This is a genomic window from Streptomyces scabiei 87.22, assembly GCF_000091305.1.
Classification (GTDB): domain Bacteria; phylum Actinomycetota; class Actinomycetes; order Streptomycetales; family Streptomycetaceae; genus Streptomyces; species Streptomyces scabiei.
The window spans coordinates 5,924,451-5,939,929 of sequence record NC_013929.1; the positions used below are offsets into that span (position 1 = coordinate 5,924,451).

The window sequence follows — 15,479 nt, forward strand, 5'->3', positions numbered from 1 at the left end:
CCACAGCGACGCGAGGGCGTACGGCGGCGCGAGCCCCTCCCCGGGGGCGGGCGCCCACTCCTGCCCGGACGCCCCGGTCAGTGCGCCACCGGCACGGCCGTGTAGGTGCGCCGCAGGAAGCGGATCAGCGCCTTCGTGTCGAACTGCATCACCGCCACCCCCTGCGCGGAGTGGAACTCCATGACCGCCTGGACGCGGCCGCAGGGCCAGATGCTCACGGGCCCGGAGGTGGTGGGAGTGCGCAGGCCGCGTTCGAGCAGCTCGCGGGGGAAGGTCCACTCGTCGGGACCGGGCAGGCGCACGCGGACGGCGGAGGCATCGTTGTCGGGGTCGTAGCGCAGGACGACCGGCACGGTGTCCCGGTCGTCGGGGGTGTCGGTGACGACATGGGCCCGGGCGTACTGCTCGACGGTGACAGACATCGGGCTGCTCCTCACGCTGAGTGACCCAAGCAGAAGCTGTGAATCCGCTGTCCACTGCCTCTCCAATGTCGCATATTTTCCGCCCGGCGCCCCCGGAGGGGCCACCGGAGGGGCCTTCGGGACGCCCGAAGGCGGCCCGAAGGCGGCCCGAAGGCGGCCCGAAGGCGGCCCGAAGGCGGCCCGAAGGCGGCCCGAAGGCGGCCCGAAGGCGGCCCGAAGGCGGCCCGAAGGCTCTGGCGAGCCATGCGCAGTTCCGCAGTGACGCGCTCTTGCAACAGACTCGCAAGAAGGCTCTATCATCGTCAGGTTCGAGCCACCGCGGCTACCAGGAGAGCGAGCCTTCGTATGCACGTGCCCGACGGATTCATCAACGCCCCCGTCTCGGTCGCCGCCGGAGTCGTCGCCGCCGGTGCGGTCGCCGTGAGCCTGCGTGGTGCCCGCCGAGAACTGGACGAGAGGGCGGCGCCGCTCGCCGGACTCGTCGCCGCGTTCATCTTCGCGGTGCAGATGCTGAACTTCCCGGTCGCGGCCGGGACCAGCGGGCATCTGCTCGGTGGCGCCCTGGCCGCGATACTCGTGGGCCCCTACACCGGGGTCCTGTGCGTGTCCGTGGTGCTCCTGATGCAGGGCATCCTCTTCGCCGACGGCGGCCTCACCGCCCTCGGCGTGAACATCGACGTCATGGCGGTCGTCACGTCCGTCGTCGCCTACGCCGTCTTCCGCGGGCTGGTCAGGGTCCTCCCCCGCAAGCGCCGCTCGGTCACCGTCTCCGCCTTCGTCGCCGCCCTGGTCTCCGTGCCCGCCGCGGCCGCCGCCTTCACGCTCGTCTACGCGGTCGGCGGCACCACGGACGTACCGATCGGCTCGGTCCTCACCGCCATGGTCGGCGTCCACGTCCTCATCGGCATCGGCGAGGCCGCGATCACCGCCGCCACGGTCGGCGCCGTCATCGCCGTACGCCCGGACCTCGTGTACGGCGCCCGCGGCCTGGCCGCCCCGCTCAAGCTGCGGGTCGACGGCGAACTGGTCGACGCCCCCGCCGCCGGGCCGGCGGCGGGGGGCCCGCCCGCTCCCGTCGCCGCCCGCTCCCCACGCAAGGTCCTCCTCGCCGGCCTCGGCGCCTCCCTCCTCCTCGCCGGTGTCGTCAGCTTCTACGCGTCGGCCAGCCCCGACGGGCTGGAGAAGGTCGCCGCCGACAAGGGCATCGACGCCAAGGCCGAGGACCACGCCGCCGCCGGCTCCCCGCTCGCCGACTACGGCGTCGAGGGCCTCGACAACGCCCGGCTCGCCGGCGGTCTCGCGGGCGTGATCGGAGTCGGTGTCACCGTCGTCGCCGGCACGGGCGTCTTCTGGGCCGTACGCAGGCGGCGCGCCGGCGAGGACGTGTCCCCCTCCGCCGTCCCCGGAAACGTCGGCTGACATGGGAGCCGGGCACGCCCACAAGCTGTACCGGCACGCGCACTCGCCCGTGCACGCGCTGCCGCCGCACACCAAACTCGCGGCCGTCTTCGCCTTCGTCGTCGTCGTGGTGTCGACGCCGCGGGAGGCCGTGTGGGCGTTCGGGCTGTACGCCGTGCTGCTGGGCGTGGTCGCGTACACGGCCCGGGTGCCCGCCGGGTTCCTGCTGCGGCGGCTGCTGATCGAGATCCCGTTCGTCGCGTTCGCCGTGCTCATGCCTTTCGTGGCGCAGGGCGAGCGCGTCGAGGTCCTCGGGATGTCGCTGAGCGTCAGTGGCCTGTGGGGTGCCTGGAACGTCCTCGCCAAGGGAACCCTCGGCGTCGCCGCCTCCGTTCTCCTCGCGTCCACCACCGAACTCCGCGACCTCCTCCTCGGACTCCAGCGGCTCAGGCTCCCGCCGCTCCTGGTCCAGATCGCGTCCTTCATGATCCGCTACGGGGACGTGATCACCGACGAGCTGCGGCGGATGCGGATCGCGCGCGAGTCACGCGGGTTCGAGGCGAGCGGCGTACGGCACTGGGGGGTCCTCGCCAAGACGGCCGGGGCGCTGTTCATCCGCTCCTACGAGCGCGGTGAGCGGGTCCATCTGGCCATGATCAGCCGGGGGTACGCGGGAACCATGCCCGTGATCGACGAGGTGACCGCGTCCCGGGCCCAGTGGTCCTACGCGTTCGCCCTCCCGGTCGCCGCGCTCGTGGTGTGTCTGCTGGGATGGAGCCTGTGACCGTGTCCGAGAACCCCGTGCCCCCGTCCCCGTCCCTCGAAGTCGCCGGGCTCGCCTTCGCCTACCCGGACGGCCATCAGGCCCTCTTCGGCGTCGACTTCACCGTCCGCCGGGGCGAGCGGGTCGCGCTGCTCGGGCCGAACGGGGCCGGCAAGACCACGCTCGTCCTGCACCTCAACGGCATCCTCACCGGGGGCGCGGGCACGGTGACCGTCGCCGGGATGCCCGTCGGCAAGCGGCACATGGCGGAGATCCGGCGGAAGGTCGGCATCGTCTTCCAGGACCCGGACGACCAGCTGTTCATGCCGACCGTCCGGGAGGACGTGGCCTTCGGGCCGGCGGCGGCGGGGATGGCGGGACCCGAGCTGGAGGCGCGGGTGGACCGGGCCCTGGCCCAGGTCGGCATGGCGGAGTTCAAGGAACGGCCGCCGCACCACCTCTCGTTCGGGCAGCGGCGGCGGGTGGCCGTCGCCACCGTCCTCGCCATGGAGCCGGAGATCCTCGTCCTCGACGAGCCGTCCTCCAACCTCGATCCGGCGTCGCGCCGAGAACTCGCGGACATCCTGCGGGCGTTGGACGTCACCGTCCTCATGGTCACGCACGACCTGCCGTACGCGCTCGAACTGTGCCCGCGTTCGCTGATCCTCAGCGAGGGGGTGATCGCGGCGGACGGGGCGACGGGCGAACTCCTCGTCGACGACGCCCTGATGCGGGCCCACCGCCTTGAACTGCCGTTCGGCTTCGATCCCCGGTCGGTGCGGCTGGGGTAGGGGCGGGGTGGGTGCGTTGTCGGGTGCGGGTCCGGTGGGGCTTCTCGCGCAGTTCCCCGCGCCCCTGAAAAGCCGGGGCTGCGCCCCAAGCTTTTCAGGCCCGCGGGGCCTTGGCTTTCAGGCCCGCGGGGCCTTGGCTTTCAGTCCTGCGGGACCGTCGCTTTTCAGGCCCGCAGGGCCTGGGCTTCCAGGGGCGCGGGGAACTGCGCGACCAGCCCCCACCGGACCCGCACCCGACAACGCACCCCCGGCGCCCCCTCAGCGCCCCCACCCCCGGACCCTCCGCTCCACAATGCCCCGCATCCGCGACAATGACCCCCGTGACCAACGAAGCGGATGCGCAACCGCACGGATCGCTGCTCCTCGACGAGCAACTCTGTTTCGCGCTGTACGCGGCCCAGCGTGCCGTGACCGCCGCCTACCGCCCGCTGCTCGACGAACTCGGCCTCACCTACCCGCAGTACCTGGTCATGCTCTCCCTCTGGGAGCACGGCGAGACCACCGTCAAGGAACTGACGGCCGCCCTGCGGCTCGACTACGGCACGGTCTCCCCGCTGCTCAAGCGGCTGGAGTCGGCCGGACTGCTGCGCCGCGAGCGCTCGCTGCGGGACGAGCGGTCGGTGCGGATCGCGCTCACCGGCCGTGGTGAACAGTTGCGCGACCGGGCGGCCGCCGTCCCCGCCACCCTCGCCGCCGCCACCGGGCTGCAGGGCCCCGAGGTCGCCCGGCTGCGCGAGGAGCTGTGGCAGGTGACGGCCCGCGCGACGAAGGCGGCGGGCCGCTGAGCATCGGCGCCCTGGGGCCGGTGACCTTTGTTACCCACGGTTACTACCCCCTGGTAACCGCCACGCCCTACCGACCGGTACCTTGTGCACGATGTATTCGTGCGCGCCTGTCCTGGGGAGGCCACGCGCTCGTCCTGGGGGAGGCCAAGGAAGTGACTGACCACGCCGCGGTGGAGACCGGTGCGGACGGCCGTCCGGACACGCGTCCGACGAAGATCATGTACGTCGCCGAGGCCACCGCGCACGGCGGCCGGAGCGGGTACATCACCAGCCAGGACGGCCAGATCGACCTCAAGGTCGCGATGCCGCCGGCCATGGGCGGCGACGGCGACGGCACCAACCCCGAGCAGCTGTTCGCGGCCGGGTACAGCTCCTGCTTCCACAACGCGCTGGTCCTCGTCGGCCGACGCGCGGGCTACGACCTGACCGGCTCCACCGTCGCCGCGAAGGTCGGCATCGGCCCCAACAAGCAGCGCGGCTACGGCCTCGCCGTCGCCCTCAGCGTCTCCCTCCCGGTCATCGACCAGGGGATCGCGGCCAAGCTCGTCGACGCCGCCCACCAGGTCTGCCCGTACTCGAACGCCACCCGCGACAACATCGAGGTCACCATCCTGCTGGGCTGAGCGCGGCGGAGCGGCGGGGGAGGCCCCGCAGGAGGCCCCGGACGGCAGGAATCGAGCACCGTGCCTGTACGTTGCATCCGTCGTCGCGGCGAGCGGTCGTGGCGGGCGGTGGGGGCACGCGGTCGAGGAGCGTGGCCGCGGCGGGCGAACGGACAGGAGCACCGGTGTGGACGTGAACGGTACGGTCGCCGGGGGCTTCGAACCGGTCAGGACAGCGTTCGTACGCAACTTCGAGGCGCTCGGCGAGCGGGGCGCGGCGGTCGTCGTGTACCTCCACGGGCGCAAGGTCGTCGACCTGTGGGCCGGCACCCGTGACATCGACGGCGACGAACCCTGGCGGCACGGCACCGCCCAGATCATGCGCTCGGCGACGAAGGGGGTCGCCGCCGCGGTGGCACTGATGCTGGCCGAGCGCGGGGAACTGGACCTCGACGCGCCGGTGGGCCGCTACTGGCCGGAGTTCAAGGCGCACGGCAAGGACCGCACGCTGGTGCGGCACGTGCTCGGCCACCGGGCCGGGCTCCCCGTCCTGGACCGTCCCCTCACCCCCGCCGAGTCCCTCGACCCGCGCCGGGGACCGGCGGCGGTGGCCGCGCAGGCCCCCGCCTGGGAGCCCGGCACCGACCACGGGTACCACCCGCTGACGTACGGCTGGATGCTCGACGAACTGGTCCGGCGCGTGACCGGGCGGGGTACGGGCGAGTGGATCGCCTCCGACATCGCCGCCCCGCTGGGCCTGGACGACGACCTGTGGCTGGGTCTGCCGGACGCGGTGGCGGCGGCGGGCCGCGTCGGCCGCGCGGGCCGTCTGGAGTCGGCGCCCGAGCCCACGGGCGGCCTCCGGGTGCGCGCCAGGCGGACGGTCACCGAGGCGTACGACGACCCGGACTCCCTCACCCGCCGGGCCTTCGCCGCGATCACCCCGTTCCCGGACCAGAACGACCCGGCGTACCGCGCGTCCGCCCTCCCCGCGACCAACGGCATCGCCACGGCGGACGGCCTGGCCCGCTTCTACGCGGCGCTCCTCGGCGAGGTCGACGGCGTACGGCTGTTCGGCCCGGCGACGCTGGAGGCGGCCCGCGCCGAGGAATCCGCCGGCCCCGACCGCGTCCTCGTCATCAACACGCGCTTCGGCCTCGGCTACATGCTCCACGGCACCGCGTCCCCGCTGCTCGGGCCGGGCTCCTTCGGCCACCCCGGCCGGGGCGGCCCCCTGGGCTTCGCCGACCCGGAGAGCGGCATCGCCTTCGGCTACGTCACCAACGGCTACCGCAAGACGGTGACGGCGGACCCCCGGGCGCAGGCGCTGGTCAGGGCGGTGCGCCAAGCCCTGGCGCAGGGCTGACCAGGGCCGCGCGATCCGCCGCGGAGGGGCCGTCACGGGTGAGCGGCCGGACCGGCCCAGGGCTCCCCCGCTGGTGTCCTGGCCCGGTCCCGGTTGTTCCGGACGGCCGCACTCCGCGGCGGCGATCACCAGGATGCGCGGAAAAACCACCCGTGTCGTTGGCTGACGGTCCACTGTCACTTGGCAACGCGTCCACTGTTCGCCACCGGCCGGGGCGGGGCGATGCGGCAGGGCCGTCCGCGATCCTTCTTGCCCGTCAGAGAGCTATCGGATGGGACGTCCGCCCCGATGCCGAGTCGATCTCGTCGTGGGCCTTGGTGAGGAGCTTCATGGCCAGCTCGTTCAAGGCCCGCGCACCGGCGATCTCCTCACCGACCCGCGGCTGCGAGGCGTCGGTGCGGTGACGGCTGGCGTAGCCGTTCGCACGTACTTCCTGCCCGTCGGGGAGCCGTACGAGCGCCGCCGCCCGGGTGCGCTGGTCGTCCTCCTGGAACTCCAGCTCGACGTGCCATCCGACCGTGGACTTCATCATGACGATCACCTCCAGAACCACTCCCTCCAGAGTGCGCCTCCCCACCCACACCCGCACGACCGGCCCACCGCCCTCGGGCCCGCCGCCCGTCTACCGGCCCGTAGCATCGGCCCGCTCCTCCCGCTCCTCCCGCTCGTCGCGCCCGTGTTGTCAGAGCCGACCCCTACGGTGGGCCCGACATCGCGAAGGAGGAACTGCCATGGGATTCTCGGGGTACCTGATCTTTGCCCGGAGCCCCCGCCCTCTGCCGGAGGCTCCCGTGTTCGACAGCCTCGACGAGGAGCTCAGGGCGACCATGCGCTCGTGGGAGTCACGGCCGGGCGGCTGGCAGACACTCCAGACCGATTCCGATATCTGGAGTGCGGCCAACCTTCCCGCCCTGGTCGAGTGGAGCGGGGCGCCGGCCTGCGTCGCCGAGATCTCCGACAGCTCTCTCGCTCTCGTGTCCGGTATGGACACCACCGGAAGGAGCTGGCAGGCGTGGCTCAACCCGGGCATCGCGGCCGGTCTTCTGGCCGAGGAACCCGAAGACCTCGAAGACCAACTCCTTTGGCTGGACACGCCGGAGTTCCACGAAGCCGTCAGGAACAAGCGCGCGGAGCTCGACGCGGAGATACCTGCCGACGCTGAACGCGCCGTGGCGTGGGCCGCGGCCGCCGGCGTCCAGGTCACACCACGATCAGCCGTCATCGAAGAACTGCTCCGCTCACATGCACCCCACGTAGAAGACCTGTTCAGCACACTGCTGGACCAGTTGGGCTTTCCCCCGGGGCGCGATCAATAGGCCTTGGTGCGGTCGAACTCCGTGATGTTCAGCTTCACGTCGGCGCCGGTGATTACCGTCGGCGATTCGCCCGTAGCGGTCTGACCTGGTTGGACGTCGGTGACGAACTCGGTCGAGTTGGCCACGCGCTTGCCGCTGGAGTCGATCGCCTCCCAGTCCCAGGAGTAGTTGGACTTCTCCGAACTATTGTTCTTGATCGTCCACGTCACCCAGACATTCGTGATGCCGGCCTGAGAGCGGTCATCGATCGTGAAGCTGGCCAAGTCGCTGCGCTCGTCGGTTTCCGGCTCCTCCCGGCCGCCTTGGGGCGACTCTCTTTGCTCGACTGCCTGCTCCTCGGTCTTCTCCGGCTCGGAGGGGGCAGGACTCGAACTGTCTTCCTTGTCGGTGCCGCAACTTGCCAGCGTCGCACCGCTGACCGCCATGAACGCCGCCACGAACGTTGCAGTGATGAGTCTGCGTCGCATGGTCGTGCTCCCTTGTCGGACCTAAAACGTTGGTACACCCGATCGGTCGACGCGGCATTTCGGGAACCTGCTCAGGTACCTCTCGCACCGTGAGTGTGGGGGCTGACCTGTTCGCCGTTCGACAGCTTGCTCCCACAGCTCATGACGCTGCCTCGTCGCAGAGGCATTGCAAGTCCTTGCGTGCGACCGCGTGGTGCTTGGTGGGGCTGGTCGAATTCGATGGCGGCGAAGATAAGTCCCTGACAGCCGCCGGTCCAACGGAACGGCCAATGGACGCTATTGGCCAAGAAGAGGCGGCAATTGCTCTTATGCGGGCTTCAGTCCGCGCAGGTCAAACCTGTCGTTCTCCCGGCCGGATCAACCGCAGAGCCAACGGCAGTCGAGGTGACCCGTACGGTTACGACAAATGCGGAAAACGTGCACGTCGCCCGTTCAGCCCACACGATGGGTACCTCAGCACGTATGCCCGAGCGAGGTGGCCATGAGCACCGAGTACCCGTCGCCACCACCGGACGCCCCGACCGAATCTCCGTCGCCGCCAGCTCCCAGGCGGCTCCCTCTCCTGTTTGCCGCGCTCGCGGGCGTCGTTGTCGGAGGCGGTGCCGTGGGCGCGGTGTGGGGGTTCACCGGCGGTGAGGAAACCAGCGGTAGCTCAGAGAGTGTCAGCAGTAAGCCGCTGGCTGCCGAGACCGAGACCGAGCCCGTCACCTTCACTCTCACCGGAAGCTTCGAACTCACCGAGGGCGCGGTCGGCGACGGCCTGGGCGGGTGCGAAGGCAGCGGCGGGTACGAGGACATCTCTGAAGGTACGGCCGTCACCGTGTACGACGCAGCGGGCACGGTCGTCGCCACCGGTCAGCTCGGGGACTCGACACTGAGCTCCGGGACATGCACGTTCGACGTGGCTGTCGAGAGCGTCCCCAGGGGTGAGGACTTCTACAAAGTGGAGATCTCTCACCGGGGGACAGTGCAGTTGTCGGCTGATGAGGCCGAAGCCGGTCAGTTCGGTGCCTCGTTGGGATGACCCTCGGCTCCGGCTGCGGCCACCGACTCGACGATCATTGCCGAGGCGTGAATCGCTGAAGAGCAGCCCCAGAGGCCCTTCGCTCTGCGGATCGACTACAGGTACTCCACAACCGCCGCATCACGAGGTTCAGCGGTGTCGGTGATCCGGTGGCATTCAGCCCCACCGACGACTGAGGTCCTGGATCTGAGCACCCTCGCCTCGGCCGGGTCCTGACGAGTGCGTGCCTGGTTACCCCGCTCGCAGCATCAGCCCGATCCCCACCACCAGCAGACCCGCCGCCACGAGTCTCGGTGCTCCGAAGCGTTCCTTGAAGAACACCGCTCCGATGGCCGCGCCGACGATGATCGACGTCATATCCAGCTCATACAGTGTTTCCATGAGTCGATCCAAGTTAGCCAAGGCCACCATCACGCCGGGCGAGCCTGCAGCGATCTACTGCCGCATCTCCCACACGAGGGACGAGGACCAGACGGGGGTGGACCGACAGGAACGCATCTGCCGGGAGATCGCTGAGCGGCTGCAACTCCGCGTCGAGTCGACGCACGTCTACGTGGACAACAACCGTTCGGCGTGGCAGCGGAACCGGAAGCGGCCCGGTTGGGAAGAGATGCTGAAGGCGATGGGGGAGGGGGAGATCAGGCACGTCATCGTCTACCACCCCGACCGCCTGATGCGGCAGCCCAAGGACCTTGAGGAACTGCTCTCGATAGCCGACGACAAGCGCATCCTTCTGCACGGCGAGGCGAACCGGCGCGATCTGTCGGACCCCGACGACCGGTTCATCCTCCGCATCGAGGTGGCCCACGCGTGCCGCTCTTCGGACGACACGTCGCGCCGACTCAAGGAAGCACTGAAGGACCACGCCCGAGAAGGCCGGCCGCACGTGGGCAACCGGCCGTACGGCTACACCCGCGACGGCCGCGCGATCGTCGAGGAGGAGGCGGAGATCGTTCGCGAGGTGTATCGCCGCTTCCTGGACGGAGAGTCACCGAACCACATCGCGCAGGATCTCGCCGCACGGGGCATCCCCACGTCGAAGGGCAAGACGTGGAACCCGGAGAACGTGCGCCATCTGCTGTCGTCCCACTTCGTGGCCGGGCTGCGGTTCCACCTGGGCGAGGAAGTGGCTGTCGGGACATGGCCCGCCATCATCGACCGGGGGCAGTGGGACGAGGTACAGCGGCTCAAGGAGTACCGCGCCCAGCAGCACCGGGACACGAAGAAGAGGCCGCTCCGGAACTACATCCTCCGTGGGGTCGTCACGTGCGCGTGCGGAGCACGGATGAGCGGTTCCAATAGCGTCCGGTATCCCTACTATCGGTGCACCCGTGCCGACAACACCGACCAGGAGAAGTGCAACCGCTCTGTCTCGGCCGTGCCGTTGGAGGCGTTCGTTCGGGATGTAGCGATCAAGGTGCTGACCCAGCTCGACACCTCTGGCTACGAGCCCGCCACGACCACGCGCCCCGAGGCGGACACCATCGCGGACGAGAAGGACCGCACGAAGCTGCGCGAGCTGAAGGAAATGTGGCTCAGTGACGACGACTTCACGACCGCCGACTTCAAGGCGATGCGCGCACCGATCATCAAGCGGATGAAGGAGCGGCAGCGGAAGACCGTCAAGCGTCCGATCGCAGTCTTGGAGGGGATCGCCGGGCCGGAAGCCCAAGTCAACTGGGAACGGCTGGAGGAGGTGGAGGACCACGCGCGTATGAACGCGATCTATCGGTTCCTGTTCGCCGCCGTGATTGTCCGGCCGCCGACTCGGAAGGGCCGGGGGTTCGACACGGATCGCGTGGACATCGAGCCAAATCCGCTGGACTACTAGCGTCCGATACCTTTTAGTAAATCTATGAAGGTACCCGACAAAGGTAGCTTCGCGGGTGTTATATGGTCGCGCGCGACCTCGGCTCGCTTGAACCGCAGGACTGGTCAGGTTCACGCATAGGACAGGGAACCCTCATGGCTCTAGCTCCTCCATCAACGAGATCTCTCCTGCTTGCAAGTAAGGTCAACGGCATTCTTCTGAGTCACGCCACCGGATTTACCGTCGTAGCTGATGGGCAACCCTTCCTGATTACGAATTGGCATGTAGTGAGTGGGCGGAATCCTCAAACGGGGCAACCGATGGCGAAGTCCGCAGCGATTCCGGACGTGCTTACTATTAGGCATCTCACGAAAGTCACCTCGACCGAGGTTGCTTGGAATGACTTCGATGAGCCGCTTGTCGATGATTCCGATAGTCCCATGTGGTTCGAGCATCCTGAGTACGGAAGAAAAGTTGATGTTGTTGCTCTTCCGCTCACGAATCTGCAAGGGGTTCATATTCAGCCGTATGGTCCCGAAGTGATGCAGAAAACCCTACGGGCCGGCATATCGGATTGGGTGAACATTATCGGATTCCCGTTTGGGCAAGCAGCCGGCGGGTCTCTCCCCATCTGGACTAAGGGGGCGATTGCCTCAGAGCCTGATGTGGATTATGATCTTCTCCCTTGTTTTCTGATCGACGCGCGGACGCGGCAAGGGCAGTCAGGGTCCCCAGTTCTCGCATACTCGCCTGGTGGGGCGACCGAATTGACGGATGGGAAGACTGGATTCGTCACTGGGCCGGTTGGAAATTTGCTGGGTGTCTACTCTGGTCGAATTAACAGCGAGTCGGACATCGGACGGGTTTGGAAGTTCGATGTAGTTCCCGAAATTCTGAATGCGCGGCACAGAGGTGACAACTCGCTACGGGGCAGCAGCGTGTGAGTGCTAGGAATTTCTTGAGCGTGTGTCAGGATCCTGTCCTCTTCATCGCGTAGGGCCAAGGAGCCGCACGAGACGCGCAGCGCTCTTCGGCCCTATGCGTGTGGGGAACTTGGCCGCCTGCCGCTCGACAGCCCGAGCCCACTGCTCGTTATGGCGTCTCGTCATCGGGGCACCTCGCGCTCTTCGCGTGCGATCTCGCGGTTCGTGGCGAGGTCTTCGGCGATTCCGGCGGCGATGAGCGCAGCGCCCGGCGTGTGGCCTGAGCTGACGTAGCGCCAGTGCCGATCGGTGACCGCGTTGGGGATTTCGACGTGGCCGACGTGGTGGGCGCGTTCGGCGCGGAGCGCGGCGTAAGTGGTCGAGTAGGCGCGGGACTTGGTGAGGATGTGGCCGCGATAGCCGAGGGTGTGAATCCATGCGCGGAGGTGGAGAGGTTCGTACTCGGGGAGGCCGCCGAGGTGCCAGCAGGTACGCATGAGAGTGCGGACGTGTGCGCTGACCGGTGCCGAGTCGATGGCGTCGCGGGTGGTGAGCGGGTGGTCGAGTCCGGCGCCGGTTTCGCTGGCTCCCTTGGTGACGTACTTGGCGACGTACGCGGCCACGGCGTCGTCATCGGGGCCGTCGCCGTCGACGCTCAAGGGCCGGGTGTCGACCTGGGTGCCCCAGCGGAGTGTCAGTTCGCCGATGGCGGGGGTGTAGGGCGTGTGGACCTGCACGCGCCGGGCGGAGGCACGTACGGCGTTGGTGAGGAGTTCCGCGGTGCCCCAGGCCGGGGGTTCGTTGGTGGGTCCGTTCGGGCCGTCGAGGCGGACGACGGCGTGGACGTGGACGGCCGCCCGTTTCTGGTATTCGGCGACGCGGGCGAAGGAGAGCCGGGCGTGTTGGGCGAAGCGGGACTGTACGAGGCCGGCTGAGGTGGCCAGGCGCCGTCGGACGTCGATGACGAAGCGGTCCCACAGCTTCGAGGCGTGTGCGTGCCAGAGGACGTGGCCGGCGTAGTCGTAGCAGTCGGGGCACAGGGGTTGGCCGACGACCGGTGCGTCCGGGGTGTGGATGGTGGCGCAGCCGAGGGGGCGTCCGTGTTCGCAGGTGGCGCCGTCGCGGCGGGGGCGGCAGCGGTCGTCTCCGGTTCGATGGACGGGGCCGAAGGAGGGTGCGGTCAGGGTGACGAAGAGCCGAGGCCGGTGGCGGACCGTCGCGGGGATGTTCTTGCCGCCGATGAGGCCCGCGCGGACGAGGTGGAAGGTGTCTCCGGCGTGGAGGCGGGAGCAGGGGGCGCAGACGGTTGCGCGGCGGTTGCGGCAGCGGACGAGGAGGCGTTCGCCGGGCTCATGGCGGGTGTCGTAGTGGTGGAGGACTTCGCCGGTGGTGGCGTCCAGGTTGGTGGTGGAGCCGGAGAGGTGGACGGGGTGGGCGCAGCCGCCGGTGGCTGTGATCTGTTCCAGCCAGCGGGCGAATTGGGGGTCTTGGGCGAGGCGGATGGTGTCGCGGTCGGTTTCGGGGAGTTGGCGCAGGCGCGCCGCGCGGTCGAGGGCGGCGCGCCTGTCTGCCGGGGTGTGGTGCGGGGTGATGGTGGGGCCCTTTCGGGGTGGGCCGCCGCAGCGGCACGGGTGAGGTGGGGTGGGGTGTTGTGGGTCATGGGGATCACTCCTTTGCGTGGGTCGGGTGGTGGAGATGGGGTTCAGCGGATGGTTCCGGTGCCCCGGCAGACGCGGCAGCGCCGGATGCGTCCGGTCCAGGTCCTACGGGCGCCGTCGCCCTTGCAGTGAGGGCACCTCACGCGAGGCATGGGCATAGCTTGGGTGTCCTTTCTGCTCAGGTGTGGGAGAAGCCGGTGATGAGCCAGGTGACGAGTCCGTGGACGGTGTGGATGACGGGGGTCTGGCCGAGGTAGAGGCCGAAGAGGCCGACGCAGACCGCTTCCCAGGCGCGGACGTCGCGGGAGCGGACGAGGAGGACGGTGATGATCCCGAAGATCACCGCGAACGTGAACGCCGTGCCGACGCTGATCACTTGTCGTCTCCTTCCAGGGCGGCTAAGGCGCGGTCGAGGGTCGGCAGCTCCGGGGTCAGGGCCGCGTGTTTCCGGGCCGTGGCCATGGCTTCTTCGGTGGTGGTGAGGTGGGAGCGTGCGCGATTCCATCCGCCGTCCGGGCCGGTGCAGACGGCCACGCCCCGTTCCTCCGCCGTGATCGACTGAGCGACGGCGGTGGCGTCCTTGTTGAGGTCACCGAGGGCCATTTCGGCGGTGCCGGGGTCGTTGACGCGGTGGCAGATCCGGCCGCCGAGCTGGGCTCGCAGTGCGGTGACGCCGGGGCCGAGGTCGGAGCCGACGCGTTGGCCGGCCACGACGAGATGGATGCCGAGGGCGGCGCCGAGCTGGGCCAGGCGCAGCAGGAGCGTGGAGCACTGCTCTGCCTCTGCCTTGCTCTGGCGGGTGCCGTCGGACAGGTACAGTTCCGCGATTTCGTCGACCAGGACGACGACCGGGACGGGGCGGAGCTTGTCCGGGAGTTCCCAGATGGAGCGGACCCCGGCCGACCGGCAGGCGGCCATGCGGTCCTGCATGTCGACGGCCAAGGCGGAGAGCACCGCGACCGCTTCCCGCCGGCAGGTCGCCAGCGCGCTCAACCGGTCGGCGAACAGGCCCAGTTCCATGCCGCCCTTGCAGTCGACACCGACCAGCGCGACGCGTTGCGCGGCGAGTTGGGTGATGAGCCGGGCGAGCAGGGTGGATTTGCCGGAGCGGGTGGCGCCGACGATGAGCCAGTGCGGCACCATGCGCAGGTTCATCAGCCACGCTCCGCCGGTCTCCAGTGCGCCGATGAGTGCGCAGAGCGGTTCGGCCGGAGCCGGGGCGGTGGCCAGGCCGGGGTGCTGAAGCGGGTCGTGGGCCATCGCGGTCAACTGGACGAGGCCGCGTTCGGGGGAGGTGACCCGTACGGCGTGCACCTTCCAGGCGTGCACGAAGGCGTCTGCCGCCTTCAGATACGCCGCCGGGGTCTGGCCCGCGTGCAGCCGCACCAGCACCGACAGCCCCATGGGGGTGGCGCGGGGGAAGGAGCGGCGCGGTGCCACCGGCCGGACCGGATCGCCCTTGACCAGCAGGTGACCGACGAGAGTGCGCGCCGGGAGCCGGGAGACAGCGAGGTCGTTGAGCACGGTCACCCGCCGCCAGGTCGAGGCCACCCGCCACGCGGCGGCCGGGTAGCCGGCGAGGTACCAGTGCCACAGGGGGCGGTGGCGGCGCACCATGTCGCCGACGACGAGCACCCAGGCGAGCACCGCCAGGGCGAAGGCGATGACGTACGGCTCCATCACGCCTCACCGCCCTTGCGCTGCGCCGCCGCCCCGCTCCCGGTCGCGGGCGTGGTCGGGGCGGTGGGGATGGGGGTGATGGCGTCCGCGCGGAAGCTGACGCCGTGGCGGTCGCCCATCGACCAGGCGAACGCTGTCAGCCCGGTGACCTTGACGATCTGTCCTTCCTCGATCCCGGTCGGTTCGCCGCTGACAGCGATCTCGATGACGGAGATCCGCCGCCGGTCCTGCCGCACGGTGACGGCGACCGTGTAGACGGGGTTGCCGTCCCGGTCCTTCTTCACCTCCTGTGTCTCGGTGTTACTGAACTTCACTTCCGGCGCGATGGCGCACCGCAGTACGCCGAGCCGTGCCGTGTCCACGGGAATGGACTGCATGATCTGTGGCCTCCCTGGCCGTTCACGACGCCAGGCTGATACTGACGTCACTTGTCCTAATGAGTGATGAGTGTGGAGTGCTGTACGGCGAGTGCGC

At 69.4% G+C, this 15,479-nt stretch carries 17 protein-coding genes and 1 pseudogene; 10 read left to right on the top strand and 8 right to left on the bottom strand.

The window, feature by feature from the left end; genetic code table 11:
* Positions 1 to 77 precede the first annotated feature (77 nt).
* Positions 78 to 422, bottom strand: a complete 345-nt coding sequence (locus SCAB_RS25450; protein ID WP_013002949.1) for an SsgA family sporulation/cell division regulator — start codon at positions 420 to 422, stop codon at positions 78 to 80.
* A gap of 345 nt (positions 423 to 767) precedes the next feature.
* On the opposite strand from SCAB_RS25450, the gene SCAB_RS25455 reads away from it, so the two are divergent.
* The 6 genes from SCAB_RS25455 (at position 768) to SCAB_RS25480 (ending at position 6,127) form a co-directional block, all read left to right on the top strand.
* Positions 768 to 1,841 carry an energy-coupling factor ABC transporter permease gene (locus SCAB_RS25455; RefSeq protein ID WP_013002950.1) on the top strand — a complete coding sequence of 358 codons (1,074 nt, stop codon included), beginning with the start codon at positions 768 to 770 and terminating at the stop codon, positions 1,839 to 1,841.
* A 1-nt stretch (position 1,842) separates the two neighbouring features.
* The gene (cbiQ, locus tag SCAB_RS25460) at positions 1,843 to 2,604 is read left to right on the top strand and encodes a cobalt ECF transporter T component CbiQ (protein ID WP_013002951.1); all 762 of its coding nucleotides are present in this window, start codon (positions 1,843 to 1,845) and stop codon (positions 2,602 to 2,604) included.
* Entirely contained in the window at positions 2,592 to 3,374 is a 783-nt protein-coding gene (locus SCAB_RS25465; RefSeq protein WP_046774033.1) for an energy-coupling factor ABC transporter ATP-binding protein, read from the top strand. The genes cbiQ and SCAB_RS25465 overlap by 13 nt, the downstream gene beginning before the upstream one ends.
* Positions 3,375 to 3,685: 311 nt before the next feature.
* Positions 3,686 to 4,159, top strand: a complete 474-nt coding sequence (locus tag SCAB_RS25470; RefSeq protein WP_037724613.1) for a MarR family winged helix-turn-helix transcriptional regulator — start codon at positions 3,686 to 3,688, stop codon at positions 4,157 to 4,159.
* Between the two features lie 152 nt (positions 4,160 to 4,311).
* Positions 4,312 to 4,782, top strand: a complete 471-nt coding sequence (locus SCAB_RS25475; RefSeq protein ID WP_013002954.1) for an organic hydroperoxide resistance protein — start codon at positions 4,312 to 4,314, stop codon at positions 4,780 to 4,782.
* A gap of 166 nt (positions 4,783 to 4,948) precedes the next feature.
* Complete coding sequence (locus SCAB_RS25480; protein ID WP_013002955.1) at positions 4,949 to 6,127, top strand: serine hydrolase domain-containing protein; 1,179 nt, start codon at positions 4,949 to 4,951, stop codon at positions 6,125 to 6,127.
* Between the two features lie 256 nt (positions 6,128 to 6,383).
* Here SCAB_RS25480 and SCAB_RS25485 read toward each other — a convergent pair whose 3' ends face one another.
* Positions 6,384 to 6,659, bottom strand: coding sequence for a DUF1876 domain-containing protein (locus SCAB_RS25485; RefSeq protein WP_037724654.1), 276 nt, complete (start codon positions 6,657 to 6,659; stop codon positions 6,384 to 6,386).
* 259 nt (positions 6,660 to 6,918) lie between these two features.
* Between SCAB_RS25485 and SCAB_RS25490 the strand changes: the two genes are divergently transcribed.
* Complete coding sequence (locus SCAB_RS25490) at positions 6,919 to 7,443, top strand: hypothetical protein (protein WP_013002957.1); 525 nt, start codon at positions 6,919 to 6,921, stop codon at positions 7,441 to 7,443.
* Here SCAB_RS25490 and SCAB_RS25495 read toward each other — a convergent pair.
* The gene (locus tag SCAB_RS25495) at positions 7,437 to 7,910 is read right to left on the bottom strand and encodes a hypothetical protein (RefSeq protein WP_013002958.1); all 474 of its coding nucleotides are present in this window, start codon (positions 7,908 to 7,910) and stop codon (positions 7,437 to 7,439) included. The genes SCAB_RS25490 and SCAB_RS25495 overlap by 7 nt on opposite strands.
* A 481-nt stretch (positions 7,911 to 8,391) precedes the next feature.
* Between SCAB_RS25495 and SCAB_RS48655 the strand changes: the two genes are divergently transcribed.
* Positions 8,392 to 8,934: a hypothetical protein gene (locus tag SCAB_RS48655; RefSeq protein ID WP_231885127.1), complete on the top strand. Its 543-nt coding sequence runs from the start codon at positions 8,392 to 8,394 to the stop codon at positions 8,932 to 8,934.
* Positions 8,935 to 9,165: 231 nt separating this feature from the next.
* On the opposite strand, the pseudogene SCAB_RS46530 reads toward SCAB_RS48655, so the two are convergent.
* A pseudogene (locus tag SCAB_RS46530) lies at positions 9,166 to 9,288 on the bottom strand (EamA family transporter); the annotation flags it as partial.
* Between the two features lie 25 nt (positions 9,289 to 9,313).
* Here SCAB_RS46530 and SCAB_RS25505 point away from each other — a divergent pair.
* Together SCAB_RS25505 and SCAB_RS47050 are read left to right on the top strand one after the other, a co-directional pair.
* Entirely contained in the window at positions 9,314 to 10,765 is a 1,452-nt protein-coding gene (locus SCAB_RS25505) for a recombinase family protein (RefSeq protein WP_013002961.1), read from the top strand.
* Positions 10,766 to 10,899: 134 nt separating this feature from the next.
* Positions 10,900 to 11,688: a trypsin-like peptidase domain-containing protein gene (locus tag SCAB_RS47050; protein ID WP_158512261.1), complete on the top strand. Its 789-nt coding sequence runs from the start codon at positions 10,900 to 10,902 to the stop codon at positions 11,686 to 11,688.
* Positions 11,689 to 11,849: 161 nt separating this feature from the next.
* Here SCAB_RS47050 and SCAB_RS25510 read toward each other — a convergent pair whose 3' ends face one another.
* The 4 genes from SCAB_RS25510 to SCAB_RS25525 form a co-directional block, all read right to left on the bottom strand.
* Complete coding sequence (locus SCAB_RS25510; protein WP_041669621.1) at positions 11,850 to 13,202, bottom strand: replication initiator; 1,353 nt, start codon at positions 13,200 to 13,202, stop codon at positions 11,850 to 11,852.
* A 301-nt stretch (positions 13,203 to 13,503) separates the two neighbouring features.
* A complete protein-coding gene (locus tag SCAB_RS25515; RefSeq protein WP_013002963.1) occupies positions 13,504 to 13,701 on the bottom strand; it encodes a hypothetical protein in 198 nt (65 codons plus the stop codon).
* Complete coding sequence (locus SCAB_RS25520) at positions 13,698 to 15,005, bottom strand: FtsK/SpoIIIE domain-containing protein (protein ID WP_041669624.1); 1,308 nt, start codon at positions 15,003 to 15,005, stop codon at positions 13,698 to 13,700. The genes SCAB_RS25515 and SCAB_RS25520 overlap by 4 nt, the downstream gene beginning before the upstream one ends.
* A complete protein-coding gene (locus tag SCAB_RS25525) occupies positions 15,005 to 15,382 on the bottom strand; it encodes an SCO3933 family regulatory protein (protein WP_013002965.1) in 378 nt (125 codons plus the stop codon). Before SCAB_RS25525 ends, SCAB_RS25520 begins: the two co-directional genes overlap by 1 nt.
* Between the last annotated feature and the right edge of the window lie 97 nt (positions 15,383 to 15,479).

What these genes read in the sequence shown, in the direction of transcription:
- SCAB_RS25520 (WP_041669624.1), bottom strand. Translation starts at nt 15,005, where the DNA reads ATGGAGCCGTACGTCATCGCCTTCGCCCTGGCGGTGCTCGCCTGGGTG.
- SCAB_RS25495 (WP_013002958.1), bottom strand. Translation starts at nt 7,910, where the DNA reads ATGCGACGCAGACTCATCACTGCAACGTTCGTGGCGGCGTTCATGGCG.
- SCAB_RS25485 (WP_037724654.1), bottom strand. Translation starts at nt 6,659, where the DNA reads ATGATGAAGTCCACGGTCGGATGGCACGTCGAGCTGGAGTTCCAGGAG.
- SCAB_RS25450 (WP_013002949.1), bottom strand. Translation starts at nt 422, where the DNA reads ATGTCTGTCACCGTCGAGCAGTACGCCCGGGCCCATGTCGTCACCGAC.
- SCAB_RS25505 (WP_013002961.1), top strand. Translation starts at nt 9,314, where the DNA reads ATGAGTCGATCCAAGTTAGCCAAGGCCACCATCACGCCGGGCGAGCCT.
- SCAB_RS48655 (WP_231885127.1), top strand. Translation starts at nt 8,392, where the DNA reads ATGAGCACCGAGTACCCGTCGCCACCACCGGACGCCCCGACCGAATCT.
- SCAB_RS25470 (WP_037724613.1), top strand. Translation starts at nt 3,686, where the DNA reads ATGACCCCCGTGACCAACGAAGCGGATGCGCAACCGCACGGATCGCTG.
- cbiQ (WP_013002951.1), top strand. Translation starts at nt 1,843, where the DNA reads ATGGGAGCCGGGCACGCCCACAAGCTGTACCGGCACGCGCACTCGCCC.
- SCAB_RS25525 (WP_013002965.1), bottom strand. Translation starts at nt 15,382, where the DNA reads ATGCAGTCCATTCCCGTGGACACGGCACGGCTCGGCGTACTGCGGTGC.
- SCAB_RS25455 (WP_013002950.1), top strand. Translation starts at nt 768, where the DNA reads ATGCACGTGCCCGACGGATTCATCAACGCCCCCGTCTCGGTCGCCGCC.
- SCAB_RS25465 (WP_046774033.1), top strand. Translation starts at nt 2,592, where the DNA reads ATGGAGCCTGTGACCGTGTCCGAGAACCCCGTGCCCCCGTCCCCGTCC.
- SCAB_RS47050 (WP_158512261.1), top strand. Translation starts at nt 10,900, where the DNA reads ATGGCTCTAGCTCCTCCATCAACGAGATCTCTCCTGCTTGCAAGTAAG.